Below are 12,944 nucleotides of genomic sequence, written 5' to 3'. Positions count from 1 at the left end.
TCGTCGCTCGCCGCCCATCCCCATGGCCAGCCCCACACCCGCCGCGTGCCCGCCCAAGGGCCAGGCCCTCCTGGAGGCGATGCGGCGCCATCTGTTCTCCAGCCAGGCCAAGTCCGCTTCCCTCGCCACCACCCACGACCACTACGTCTGCCTGTCGCTGGCGGTCCGGGACATCCTGCTGACCAGCTGGGTCGACACCGCCGACACCTACACCAGCCAGCACGTCCGCACCGCCACCTACATGTCGGCGGAATTCCTGCTGGGGCCCCACCTGGAGAACAACCTGGTGAGCCTCGGGCTGCGGGAGGAGGCCGCGGCCGCCTGCGAGGCCCTCGGCCTCACCCTTGACGAGATGCTGGCGGAGGAGCCGGAGCCGGGCCTGGGCAACGGCGGCCTGGGGCGGCTGGCGGCCTGTTTTCAGGAGTCGATGGCCACCCTCGAGCTGCCGGCCATCGGCTACGGCATCCGCTACGAGTTCGGCATCTTCCGCCAGCAGATCGGCCCCAATGGCCAGATGGAAAGCACCGATCCCTGGCTGGCCCGCGGCAACCCCTGGGAGGTGATCCGGCCGGAATGGAGCTATCCGGTGCTGATCGGCGGCCAGACCGTGATCGGCGTGGCCTACGACACCCCGATCCTGGGCTACGGCGTCCACACCGCCAACACCCTGCGGCTGTGGTCGGCCCAGGCGCCGGACGCCTTCGACTTCGCCTCCTTCAATGCCGGCGACTACACCCGGGCCGTGCTGCACAAGGTGCAGTCGGAGACCCTCTCCAAGGTGCTCTATCCCAATGACGAGCTGGAGCAGGGCAAGCGCCTGCGGCTCAGCCAGCAGATCTTCTTCGTCTCCTGCTCCCTGCAGGACATGTTCCGCATCCTCGGCAGCCAGGGGATCCCGGTCACCGAGTTCCACCGCAAGTTCGCGGTGCAGCTCAACGACACCCACCCGGCGATCGCCGTGGCGGAGCTGATGCGTCTGCTGATCGACGTCCACGGCGTCGACTGGGACACCGCCTGGAGCATCACCACCGCCACGATCAGCTACACGAACCACACCCTGCTGCCCGAGGCCCTGGAGGCCTGGGGGCTGGAGCTGTTCCAGCAGCTGCTGCCGCGCCAGCTGCAGATCATCTACGAGATCAATGCCCGCTTCCTGCGCACCCTGCGCATCCGCTTCCCCGGCCAGCCGGAGCTGCTGGAGCGGCTGTCGCTGATCGAGGAGGGGCCGCACCGCAAGGTGCGCATGGCCCACCTGGCGGTGGTGGGCAGCCACACGGTCAACGGCGTGGCGGAACTGCACAGCCGCCTGCTGAAGGAGAACCTGTTCGCCGATTTCGCCCGGGTGTGGCCGGATCGCTTCACCAACATCACCAACGGCGTCACGCCGCGGCGCTGGCTGGCGGTCGCCAACCCGCCCCTCGCCGCCCTGCTCAACGACGCCATCGGCACCGACTGGTGCCGCCACCTCGACCAGCTCCGCCAGCTCGAGCCCCTGGCCACCGATGCGGCGTTCCTGGAGCGCTGGCAGGGGGTGCGGGAGCAGGCCAAGGAGCGCCTGGCGGCGACGATCCGCCAGGACACCGGCGTGCTGGTGGACCCCTCCTCCCTGTTCGACGTGCAGGTGAAGCGGATCCACGAGTACAAGCGCCAGCACATGGCCGCCCTGCAGGTGGTGGAGCGCTACCTGCGCCTGCGGGCCGGGGAGGACCTGCCGCCGCGCACGGTGATCTTCGGCGGCAAGGCGGCCCCCGGCTATGCCATGGCCAAGCTGATCATCCGCCTGATCGTGGGCATGGCGGAGATCATCAACATCGACCCGGCGATGGACGGGCGCCTGCGGGTGATCTTCCTGCCCAACTTCAGCGTCAAGCTGGGCCAGAAGATCTACCCGGCCGTCGACCTGTCCGAACAGATCTCCACCGCCGGCATGGAGGCCTCCGGCACCGGCAACATGAAGATGTCCCTCAACGGCGCCCTGACGATCGGCACCCTCGACGGGGCCAACATCGAGATCCGGGAGCGGGTCGGTGACGACAACTTCTTCCTGTTCGGCCACACCGCCGAGCAGCTGGCCGCCATCAACCGCAACGGCTACCACCCGATGCCCTGGCTGGAGAACGACGCCCTGGCCAAGGAGGCCATCGACCTGATCGGTTCGGGCCACTTCAGCGAGGGCGACCGCGACCTGTTCCATCCGCTGCTGGCCAACCTCTGCAGCAGCGACCCCTTCCGGGTGATGGCCGACCTGGGCGACTACCGCCGGGCCCAGAACGAGGTCGACAGCGCCTGGTGCGATGCCGGACGGTGGAGCATGATGTCCGTGCTGAACACGGCCCGCTGTGGCTTCTTCAGCAGCGACCGGTCCATCCAGGAGTACGCCGAGCGCATCTGGAAGGTGGCTCCGGTTCCTGTCAATTCCTGCAGCGTGATTCCAAGCCCGTCCCCATGAGCCTCCCGCAACCCGCATGAGCTGGCCCGCATGAGCTGGATGGACAGGGTGGCCGAGGCGGCCGAGTCCCGCCTGAGGGCCGCCGGCATCCAGCTCACCCTCGGCGGTGAGCCCACCCTGGTGCCCCTCGAGCCGGAAGGGCCGGAGTGGAGCGTCACCGCCGATGGACCCACCAAGCTCCCCATCGCCCGGGCCATGGCCCGGGATCTGCAGCAGCGGGTCTGGCCCGGCAGCACCCTCCTGTACTGCCCCGGCAAGCGTTACGACGGCGAAGTCAATCCCCGCTGGGCCCTGCGGCTGTTCCTGGGGGACGACGGCACGGCGCCGGTGCGCTGGCCCGGCCTCTGCCAGCCCGGCCTGGAGGGGGCACCGCTGACGGCCGAGGCCGGCCCGGCCTGGCTGGAGCAGCTGGGCGCCCGGCTGGGCATCCGCCTGCAGCCCGTGCTGCTGCGGGACCCCTTCGATCCCGAGCGCCGGGCCTGGGCCGCCCCCCTGAGCGTGGCGCCGCCCGAGGCGGACGACCCGGCGGCGGTGGCCTGGGCGGTGGCGCCCTGGCCCCTGGAGGAGGCCCTGCGGGAACTCACCGGTGCCCCCGGTCCCGCCGGCCTGCGCCTGCCCCTGGAGCACCTGCCCGAGGACGTGCCCCGCCAGGTGCTCACCCTGGAGGTGGACCCCGAGGGCTGGGAGCTGTTCCTGCCCCCCCTGGAGCGGGAACCCCTGCGCCTGCTGCTGCAGGCGGTGGCCGACAGCCTGGGCGAGCTGGCCGCACCGAGGCTCAGCGGCGTGCTGCCCTTCGATGCCGGCGAGCGCTGGCAGGTGCTGGGCCTGACGGCCGACCCCGGCGTGCTGGAGATCAACCTGCCCGTCTGCCACAGCTGGACCGAGTACCACCAGTGGCTGCAGCGGCTGGAGGAGGTCGGCGCGCGCGTCGGACTGCGCAGCTGGAAGGACCTGGGCGACGGCCGCCAGGAGGGCACCGGCGGCGGTAACCACCTGCTCTGGGGTGGTCCCGACCTGGCCCACCATCCCTTCTTCTCCCGGCCGGCCTGGCTGACGGGGATCCTGCGCTACTGGCAACGGCATCCGTCTTTGGCGTATCTGTTCTGCGGCCCCGGGGTGGGGCCGGCCTCCCAGTCGCCCAGGCCGGACGAGGCGATCGGCGAATGCTTCGACCTGGAGCTGGCCTACCGGGCCATCGAGCAGGCGGAGGGCCAGCCCTCGAGCGAACCCTTCGGCGATGTCCGGGGCCTGATCGGCGAGACGCTGCGCCATCTCCACGCCGACCGCAGCGGCAACAACCACCGCAGCGAGATCAGCTTCGACAAGTTCTGGAACCCCGGAGCCCCGGCCGGCTGCCTGGGCCTGGTGGAGTTCCGGGCCCTGGAGAGCCTGCCCCGCATGGAGTGGAGCAGCACCATCGCCCTGCTGTGGAGCGCCCTGGCGGCCCACCTGCTGGAGCCCCGCCACCGGCCCGACCGGCTGTACGACTGGGGATCGGCTCTGCACGACCGCCAGCTGCTGCCCAGCCAGCTGTGGGCCGATCTGGAGGCCATCCTGGCCGACCTGGCGGCCGACGACCTGGCCCTCGATCCGGCCCCGTTCCGGGCCATCTGGGAGTGGCGCTTCCCGCCCCTGCTGCGCTGGCAGGCGGAAGGCGGTGCCGACGGGCCGGCACCCGCCCTGGAGCTGCGGCCGGCCCCAGAGCCCTGGCCCCTGATCTGCGACACCCCGGTGCAGGGTGGGTTCACCAGCCGGTTCATCGACGGCTCCCTGCGCCGCTTCGAGGTGGTGGCCAATGGGGCCTTCCGCCGCGACTGCGGGCTGTTCATCAACGGCCGGCCCCTGCCGCTGGAGCCCGCGGCCGACGGAGCCGACCGGCCCTTGGCGGTCCGCTTCCGCTTCCAGCGTCTCTACCCGTGCCTGCATCCGGCGATCGAGCCCCACATGCCCCTGGAGCTGATCGTGCGCACCCCCGGCGGCGATCGGGCCTTCCAGCTGCACCCGGACGGCCACCGCTTTGATGCCGCTCCGTCACCTGTGGCCGAGCCGGTGCCCGATGCTCCCCCCTGGCAGGGACGCCAGCGCCCGACGGATCTCACCATCGACCTGAGGATTGCCGAAAACCAAGTGCGGACGGGCGATCAGGGGCGTTGAATTCTTCTCTTTTCCTCACTTTTCCGGCCCTGGGCTTCCCAGGCCTCCAGTGAAATCTTCAGGAGCAAGGCCGTCATCCCGCCGTCCTTCAGCCTGGCAGGGGCTTTTCTTCCCCAGTCTGGTCAGCAATGAAAACGCTGCCTAAGATCTGCCGTGAATGGAACCGTCAGTGCAATCCTTCTGGTTCAGCACCCCGGCGGAACAGGGGCTGATTCCTTGCGTCGACAGCGTCGGCGATGCACTGCGTTTTGCTGCCGACCTGGGCAGTGATGATCTTGTCGTGCTTGATCTGGCCAGTGGTCATTTCATCGACTGCAACCGTTCCGCCCATGAGCGGCTCGGCTACGCCCGCGAGCACTTCCTCACCCTGAATCCGGCGGCGATTCAGGCGGATGGGGAGCTGGCCGACGACCTGATGCGCGACCAGCTGCGGGCGATGCGACAGCAGCCCAGGGGCAGCTTCGCCACGCGCCACCGGGCCCGCTCCGGCGCCTGCCGGGATGTGTCCGTGAGCTACCAGGTGCTCAATCTCTGCGGCCGGCTCGTGGCCCTGGTGAGCCACCGTGACCGCACCGAACTGGACACGGCCCTGCGGGAAAGCACCCGGCTGGGCTCGCTGCTGCAGGAGGCCGAACGGCTCACCCATGTGGGCAGCTGGGAGCTGAACCACCTCACGGGCGAGCTGCTCCTGTCGAGGGAGACCTACAGCATCCTGGGCATCCCCCCGGACGTGGGGGCCCTGACCTATGCGCTGTTTCTCGGCAAGGTGCATCCGGACGATCGCCCCCTGGTGGATGCCACCTTCCAGGATGCGACCCGCTCCGGCCGGCCCTACAGGATCGAGTACCGGCTGCTGCTCGACGATGGCCGCCTCAAGGTGGTGCTGGAGCGGGGGCGCACCGTCCTCGGCGACGACGGTGCGCCGCTCACCACGCTGGGCACGGTCCAGGACATCAGCGAACAGCACGAGATCCAGCAGCGGCTGGAGCGCATCGCCTTCGTCGATCCCCTCACCCGGCTTCCCAACAAGGCCGCCACCGTCCGCCAGCTGGCCCGCCTGCTGCGCACGGCCGGCAGGGAGCACGGCATCGTCCTGATCAACCTCGACCTCGACAACTTCCAGTCGATCAACAACAGCCTCGGCCATGAGATCGGCAACCAGGTGCTCCAGGCCAGCGGCAGCTGCCTGCGGCACCTGCTGCGCCCCGACGACTGGCTGGCCCGGGTGGGCAGTGACGAGTTCATCCTGCTGCGGCCCGTGGCCATGGCCGACCGGCTCGAGGCCCTGCAGTGGGCGGAGGAGATCCGCCGCAGCCTCGGCAACACCCCCGGGATGGGCACCGGTCTGGCGGTCCAGCCCAGCGCCTCCCTCGGGGTGGCCCTGGCCCCCGACCACGGCACCGACCCGGACACCCTGCTGCGCTGCGCCAACACGGCCCTGATGGAGGCCAAGCAGCACGGCAAGAACCAGCTGCGCTTCTACACCCCGGAGATCAGCCTGCAGCTGCGGGAGCGCCTCGAGCTGGAGCTGAGCCTGGGCCGGGCGATCGATCGGGAACAGCTGCGCCTCTTCTACCAGCCCCAGATCGATCGGGGTGGCAGCCGGATCGCCGGGGCCGAGGCCCTGCTGCGATGGCGTGATCAGAACGGTCGGATGGTGTCCCCCAACGTCTTCATCCCGCTGGCGGAAAAGACCGGCCAGATCCACACCATCGGCCTCTGGGTGATCGAGGAGGCCTGCCGGCAGCTGCACGCCTGGCATCGCCAGGGGCTGCGGCCGGGAAAGCTGGCGATCAACATCTCGGCCCTGCAGCTGGGGGCCGACCATCCCTCCCTCTCCGAGCTGCTGGCCGGGGCGCTGAACACCTACGACCTGGTGCCGGAGAACCTCGAGCTGGAGATCACCGAAACAGCCCTGCTGAACGATCCCGACCGGGCCGGCGAGCAGCTGAGGCAGCTCGCCGAGAGCGGCTTCAGCCTGGCCATCGACGACTTCGGCACGGGCTACTCCTCGTTGGCCATGCTCCACTCCCTGCCCCTCGACAAACTCAAGATCGACCGGTTCTTCGTGGAACGGCTCGGCAACGACGATGCCGACCTGGCCATCGTCAAGGCCACGATCGTGATGGCCAAGGAACTGGGACTGATGACCCTGGCCGAAGGGGTGGAAACCGCCGAACAGCTGCGGATGCTGCAGAACCTCGGCTGCGATCAGTTTCAGGGGTTCCTGCTGGGACGGCCGATGCCCGCCGAGGCCTTTGAAAGCCTGCTGGCTGGCGCGGCGGTGGCCTGAGGACCCGCCCTACCAGCTCACCCCGTGCAGCTTGGGCAGGGGGGCGGTCTTGGAGGTCACGGCGAACAGCCGGGGGATGCGGTGGCTGTTGTACACCCGGAACTCGCGCACCACGCTGGCGCCCTCCTCGCGCACGGCCTGGTTGAGCACCAGGGAGCCGTCGGGATCGGAGACGGAGCGGTGGAAGGTGCCGGGGGGGATGCGCAGGATGTCGCCGCCGCAGTCGAGGCGAACGATGTGATACGGGTAGTTCCAGCCGAGATTGACCAGGAAGAAGGTACGGCCGCCGTGCATGGCGAGCAGGTTGTCCTCCTGGTGGGGGTGCAGATAGAACTGCCAGCTGCCGGTCTCCGGGCAGTCGGGCGGGCTCACCGCCGGACCCGAGTGGACCACCAGATCCCGCTTGTTCGAGGTGGGCACGGTGATGTCGAAGAACCGCACCGACGGCGTGTCGCGGAACTTCTCGTAGGGGATCAGCTCGAACATCGGAGCGGGCCGGGGACCCTGGCTGGCCCCGGAGGGTCGGTGATCCTGCAGCTCGTCTCTCGACGGGACGGTGGCGGTCATGGGAGCGACTCCGTGAGAAGCCTCTGCGGTCTCTTCAGTGAACCTAATCCTGGTGGGGTCCCACGGTGAGATCGGCTACGAAAGGCCGTGGGGCCTGGGCCAGTTCCGGTGGTGGTGCTGCCTAGGGTGGGCCTCCTGCGCCCCGGACCCATGGGCCGCCACGACCACTGTTTCGGCTTCGAGGCCGACTTCGTCGGCGACCTGCGCTGCATCCCCATGGCGGTGCGGCGCAAGCTCGATCTGGTGGGGGTCAAGCTGAAGCTGGTGCACTGGAGCGACCTCGACGAGGGGGAACGGCAGCGGCTGCTGGACTGGCCCGACGATCCCGAGGCCCTGGCGGCGCTGGACCACTGGCTCGCCCAGCGCACGGCCGCCATGGCCGCCGGCGCCGCCGGGCGGCTGGAGCCTGCTTGCGGCGCCCCGTGGCAGCAGGGCGATGAGCCCCCGGAGGTGTTGCTCGCCTCCTGCCGCCAGCTGGGCCTGACCCTGCCCCCCCACGCCTGGGGGCAGCTCGATGAACTGCAGCGCTTCGCCCTGGTGAAGCTCAGCCATCCGGGCCATGAGCACCGCAACCTGCCGCGGGCCCTGGCGGAATTCGCCCTGCTGGCATGAGCGGCCTGCGGGCCTGCCTGCTCAGCGGCGGCGCCAGCCGCCGCATGGGCACGGACAAGGCCCTGCTGCCCCATCCCGCCGGGGGCACCTGGCTGGAGTTCAGCCTGGCTCGGCTGGCGGCGCTGCCGCTGCCGATCACCCTGCTCAGCCACCACCGGGCCCACCATGATCTGGCGCGACCCCTGAGGGACGGGCAAGGCCAGCCGATCACGGTCCTGGAGGAGCCGCCACCCCGGGAGGGGCCGCTGCTGGCCCTCGACCGGCTGATGACGCACCACCCCGGCCAGGGCCTGCTGCTTTGCCCGGTGGACATGCCCTGGCTGGAGGCCGCCACCCTCGAGGCCCTGGTGGGGGCCGCCACTGGTCCCGCCGCCATCCACCTGGCCCACGACGGCCGGCGGCTGCAGCCGCTGCTGGGGGTCTATCCGGCCGATCCCGGTCTGCGGGCGCGGCTGGGTGCCTTCACGGCGGCGGGCGGCCGGCGGCTGCAGGACTGGCTGGCGGGCGAGGTGGTGGTGCCGGTGGCCCTGCCGGCCGCGGGCCTGCGCAATGCCAACACCCCCGACGACGCCACCGGCCTGTGGCCCTAGCTTGCCTGCCATGGCGGAGCGTCCCCTGGATCTGCATGGCCGCCCCCTGGGGGTGCTGCGGCTGTCGCTGACGGCCCGCTGCAACCTGGCCTGTCCCTACTGCTGTCCGGATCTCGAGGACCCGCCCGACCTGCTGACCCTGGCGGAACGGGTGGCCCTGGTGGAGGCGACCGTGGGTCTGGGGGTGCACACCCTGCGCCTCACAGGCGGCGAGCCCCTGCTGCACCGGCGCCTGGAGGAGCTGATCGCCGCCCTGCAGCCGCTGCGGCGGCGAGACCCCGGCCATCCCCGCGGCGCCCTGCGGGAGATCGCCCTCACCAGCAACGGGGTGCTGCTGGGGGCCGAGCGGGCCCGGCAGCTGAAGGCGGCGGGGCTCGACCGGATCACCCTCAGCCTCGATGGCACCGATGGGGCCAGCGTGGCCCGCATGGCCGGCCTCGGGGGCGCGGCCGCCGGTGACGCCGTGCTCCAGAAGGTGCTGGCGGCGATCCGGCACGCGCGGGAGGCGGGCTTCGATCCGGCCCGCGGCGCCCTGAAGCTGAATGCGGTGATCACCCGCTCCGGCAACGCCGACCAGTTGCTGCCCCTGGCGGCCCTGGCCCGGGAGCAGGGGCTGGAGTTGCGCCTGATCGAGTTCATGGATGTGGGCAACCGCAACGGCTGGGAGCCGGAGCAGGTGCTGCCGGCGGCCGAGATGGTGGCCCGCATCGGGGCGGCCTGGCCGCTGGAGCCGGTGGGACGGGCGCCCCACGGCACCGCCGGCCGCTGGCGCTACCGCGACCGCGCCGCTGAGGCTGTCGGAGCCGATGGCGGCGCCCACCTGGCGGTGGTGGCCTCGATCACGGCGCCCTTCTGCGGCGACTGCAACCGGCTGCGGATCACCGCCGACGGGGTGGCCTACAGCTGCCTGTTCGCCGCCGACGGCACCGACCTCAAGCCCTGGCTGCGGCCCCAGCCAGAGCCGGGCCGGCTGCGGCAGGCGCTGGAGGCGTTGTGGCGCGCCCGCCGCGATCGCTGGAGCGAGGAGCGGCAGGAGGCGGCCGAGCGGCGGCCGGCGCCGGCGGAGATGGCCTACCTGGGGGGCTGATTTGCTCCGGCAGCGGCAGCCACCGCCGCCCGCACCAGCACCGGCACCCGCTTGAAGGCCGGGGTGCCGCAGCGGGGGTCGATGACGGCCTTCATGATCACGTTCACCTCCGGATAGAACATCAGCGCGGCGCCCTCGCGGATCTCGCCGGGGATGATCTCCACCCCCTCCAGGGTGCCCGCCTCCCCCTGCACCGTCACCCGCTGATGGGCCGCCAGGCCGCAGCGGCGCAGGTCGGTCCGGTTCATCAGGATCGTGTGGCGATGGGGCATGCCCCGGTAGCTGTCGCCGGCCTTGTAGACGACGGTGTTGTGCTGGCCGTAGCTGCGGGCCGTGATCAGGGCCAGGACCAGGCCGGTTTCCCCGGGCCCGAGGCCGCCGAAGTGCTCCGCCCCAGGCAGCGACAGCTCCGGCAGGGGGGTGGGCGCCATCCGGGCCCGGCCGCTGGGGGTGGGGAAGGTTGGGCTCTCGAACAGGCGCCCCTCGACGCTGAACTCCTGCCGGGTGGCATCGATGCGGGCGATCGGGCCGTAGCCGGGCACGGTGCGGCCGATCAGTTCCCGCACGTAGGACGGATCCTGCAGCCGCCCCCAGTCGATCGGATCGCTGCCCATGCGGCGCCGGGCCAGTTCGGCCAGGAAGGCCACCTCGCTGATCAGGTCGGCGCCGCGCAGGTGGGTGGAGCCCGGCTCGTTGAGGCGCACGTAGTTGTTGCCCGACTCGGTGGTGGTGCGGTGCGGCGTCTCGAAGCGGTTGAACACCGGCAGCACCAGGGTCTGGCGGGCGGCCAGGCCGTGGAAATGGCCCTGGTTGGGCTTGGTGGCCAGATAGAGGATCGTGTCGATGCGGCCCAGGGCGCGCTTCGCCTCGGCGCTGTCGGGGTTGGCGCCCCAGAGGTTGCCCCCCAGGCACAGCAGGCTGTCGACCCGGCCGGCATCGGCGGCCTCGATCAGGGCGCGGGTGTCGTAACCGGGCACCCGGCTCAGGGGCCGGCCCAGCAACTGCTCCAGGGCCTGCTGCATCTCCGCCCGCAGCTTGACGGTGACCCCCATCGAGCCGAAGCCCTGCACGTTGGAGTGGCCCCGGATCGGCATGGTGCCGGCGCCGGGCCGGCCCACGTTGCCGCTGAGCAGGGCGGTGTTGGCGATCGCCTGCACGTTGTCGATGCCGTTGGCGTGGTGGGTGATCCCCATCGCCCAGGCGAACACCACGCCCCGGGCTGCGGCGATCACGGCGGCGGCGTGCTCCAGCTCCTGCCGGCTGATCCCGCAGCTGGCGGTGATCGCTTCCCAGGAGGTGCCCTCCAGCTGCGCCAGCAGCGCCTCCCAGCCCTCGGCATGGGCGGTCAGGAAATCGCGCTTCACGGCGCCGGCCTCCAGCAGGGCCTTCTGCAGCCCGAGGAACACGGCCGTGTCGCTGCCCGGAATGGGCTGCAGGAACAGGGAGGCGATCTCCGAGCCCGCCAGCATCGAGCGGATCGGGAAGGCGGGGGAGCCGAACTTGAGCAGCCCCACCTCGATCACCGGGTTGATGACGATCACCGTGCCGCCCCGCTGGCGCAGCTTGATCAGCTCGTTCATCAGCCGCGGGTGGTTGGCGGGGGCGTTGGAGCCCACCAGCACCACACAATCCGCCTGCTGCAGGCTCTCCAGGCTCACCATCGAGGTGCCGGAGCCGAAGACGGCATTGAGCCCCACGGTGGAGGGGGCGTGGCAGAGGTCGGAGCAGTCGGCCAGGTTGTTGGAGCCCATGGCCCGCAACAGCAGCTGCAGCAGGTAGGCGGCTTCGTTGGAGGAGCGGCCCGAGCTGTAGGAGGCCACCCGCTCCGGCGGGCGCCGGAAGGCGGCCTCGGCGATGGTGAACACGTCGTCCCAGCCGATGCGCTCGTAGTGGCTGCCGCCCTCGCGCAGCAGCAGGGGGTGGCTGAGGCGGCCGAGGCGGTCGGCCTCCATCGAGGAGAGCTGCTGGAGGTCCGCCAGGCTGCGGCGGCCGAACACGCCCTCGCTCACCGCCGGCTGCAGCTCGGCCATGATCGCCTCGACGCTCTTGAGGCAGCGCTGCAGCGGCTCCCCCAGCTCGTCGACGAAGCCGCCGTGCTGGCCGCCGGTGCCCCAGGCGCAGGAGAGGCAGGCGCTCTTGTGGTTGAGGGTCTGCCAGAGCTTCGGCCCCCGCGGCGAGAGGGTGGCCTTGGCCCAGCCGTCGATCAGGGGCCAGCCGCCGCCCTGGCCGGGCGTGGCGGCATCGGCGGGGCTGGCGTTGTCGCTCATCGGGCCGGCCGGCGTTGACCCTCACTCTGGCCGCTGGGATCCCCGGCTGGGGGGCCTGGGGCTACCTCCGGATCGTGTCGAGCCCGGCGAGAATCGGGCCAGCCGCGGAGCGAGGCAGCGCCCATGATCCGGCATTTCGACCACGTCACCGTCGTCGTTCGCGACCTGGCGGCAGCCCGGCACTTCTTCGGCCTGCTGGGCTTCGTCGAGGACAAGGCCGTGCTGATCAGCGGGCCCCAGTTTTCCGACTACATGGGGGTGGAAGGCATCGAGGCGGACCACGTGACGCTCGTGCTGGCCGGCGCCACGCCGCGGCTGGAGGTGCAGCTGCTGCACTACCGCCACCCGGAGCCCCTCCCCGAGCCGGCCATGGACAACCTGGCCCGGGTGGGGTTCAACCACATCTGCTTCGCCGTCGACGACCTGCAGGCCACGGTGGCCCGGCTGCAGGCCGGGGGTGTGGAGCTCCGCAACGCGGTGATGGAGTTCCACCACCGCAAGCTGGTCTTCCTGCGCGGCCCGGAGGGCATCACGGTGGAGCTGGCGGAATGGAAGGGCGGCGCCGCCCCCTAGCTGGCGACGGCCAGCAGCGCATCCAGTCGGCCCTGGCGCTCCAGGGCGTAGAGGTCGTCGCAGCCGCCCACATGGGCGTCGTCGATGAAGACCTGGGGCACGGAGCGCCGACCGTCGCTGCCCCGGGCCACCATCGCGTCGCGGGCCTCCTCGTCACCGTCGATGACGTACTCCGTGTAGGTCACGCCCTTGCGGTCGAGGAGCTGCTTGGCCCGGATGCAGAAGGGGCAGAAGCGCCAGGTGTAGATCTCGACCTTGGGCATGGAGAGCACGGGTGAGTCGGGTGTGGCCATTCTGTCGAAATGGCGGCCCGCCGTCCGTCATGGAGATGACGCAGGCCCTTCGGGAGTGT

The 12,944-nt window shown here is 71.0% G+C and carries 10 protein-coding genes; 7 read left to right on the top strand and 3 right to left on the bottom strand.

Going from position 1 to position 12,944, the window contains the following annotated elements; genetic code table 11:
* Positions 1 to 22: 22 nt before the first annotated feature.
* From KUG39_RS02710 to KUG39_RS02700, 3 genes are all read left to right on the top strand, one after another.
* Positions 23 to 2,449, top strand: a complete 2,427-nt coding sequence (locus KUG39_RS02710; RefSeq protein WP_094585290.1) for a glycogen/starch/alpha-glucan phosphorylase — start codon at positions 23 to 25, stop codon at positions 2,447 to 2,449.
* 30 nt (positions 2,450 to 2,479) lie between these two features.
* Positions 2,480 to 4,603 carry a transglutaminase family protein gene (locus tag KUG39_RS02705; RefSeq protein ID WP_216912626.1) on the top strand — a complete coding sequence of 708 codons (2,124 nt, stop codon included), beginning with the start codon at positions 2,480 to 2,482 and terminating at the stop codon, positions 4,601 to 4,603.
* Positions 4,604 to 4,772: 169 nt separating this feature from the next.
* Positions 4,773 to 6,896, top strand: a complete 2,124-nt coding sequence (locus KUG39_RS02700) for a putative bifunctional diguanylate cyclase/phosphodiesterase (RefSeq protein ID WP_216912619.1) — start codon at positions 4,773 to 4,775, stop codon at positions 6,894 to 6,896.
* Between the two features lie 9 nt (positions 6,897 to 6,905).
* Here KUG39_RS02700 and KUG39_RS02695 read toward each other — a convergent pair whose 3' ends face one another.
* Positions 6,906 to 7,382: a redox protein gene (locus KUG39_RS02695; RefSeq protein ID WP_094585287.1), complete on the bottom strand. Its 477-nt coding sequence runs from the start codon at positions 7,380 to 7,382 to the stop codon at positions 6,906 to 6,908.
* Positions 7,383 to 7,613: 231 nt separating this feature from the next.
* Here KUG39_RS02695 and KUG39_RS02690 point away from each other — a divergent pair, with 231 nt between their 5' ends.
* From KUG39_RS02690 to KUG39_RS02680, 3 genes are read left to right on the top strand one after another with little or no spacing between them, the layout of a single operon-like run.
* A complete protein-coding gene (locus KUG39_RS02690; protein ID WP_190610128.1) occupies positions 7,614 to 8,075 on the top strand; it encodes a nitrate reductase associated protein in 462 nt (153 codons plus the stop codon).
* A complete protein-coding gene (locus KUG39_RS02685) occupies positions 8,072 to 8,665 on the top strand; it encodes a molybdenum cofactor guanylyltransferase (RefSeq protein WP_216912617.1) in 594 nt (197 codons plus the stop codon). Before KUG39_RS02690 ends, KUG39_RS02685 begins: the two co-directional genes overlap by 4 nt.
* Before the next feature lie 10 nt (positions 8,666 to 8,675).
* Complete coding sequence (locus KUG39_RS02680) at positions 8,676 to 9,752, top strand: GTP 3',8-cyclase MoaA (RefSeq protein WP_216912615.1); 1,077 nt, start codon at positions 8,676 to 8,678, stop codon at positions 9,750 to 9,752.
* Here KUG39_RS02680 and KUG39_RS02675 read toward each other — a convergent pair.
* Positions 9,737 to 12,019, bottom strand: coding sequence for an FdhF/YdeP family oxidoreductase (locus tag KUG39_RS02675; RefSeq protein WP_216918198.1), 2,283 nt, complete (start codon positions 12,017 to 12,019; stop codon positions 9,737 to 9,739). The two genes, KUG39_RS02680 and KUG39_RS02675, sit on opposite strands and share 16 nt — an antisense overlap.
* A gap of 123 nt (positions 12,020 to 12,142) precedes the next feature.
* Between KUG39_RS02675 and KUG39_RS02670 the strand changes: the two genes are divergently transcribed.
* Positions 12,143 to 12,592 (top strand): VOC family protein, encoded by a 450-nt coding sequence (locus KUG39_RS02670; protein WP_216912596.1) that lies wholly within the window; start codon positions 12,143 to 12,145, stop codon positions 12,590 to 12,592.
* On the opposite strand, the gene grxC is transcribed toward KUG39_RS02670, so the two are convergent.
* Positions 12,589 to 12,855, bottom strand: a complete 267-nt coding sequence (gene grxC / locus KUG39_RS02665; RefSeq protein WP_216912594.1) for a glutaredoxin 3 — start codon at positions 12,853 to 12,855, stop codon at positions 12,589 to 12,591. The two genes, KUG39_RS02670 and grxC, sit on opposite strands and share 4 nt — an antisense overlap.
* Positions 12,856 to 12,944: the final 89 nt, after the last annotated feature.

The organism is Synechococcus sp. CCAP 1479/10 (assembly GCF_019038515.1).
Lineage (GTDB): Bacteria > Cyanobacteriota > Cyanobacteriia > PCC-6307 > Cyanobiaceae > Cyanobium.
Note: the sequence above shows the minus strand (reverse complement) of the source record. Positions and strands in the feature narration are given on the sequence as shown.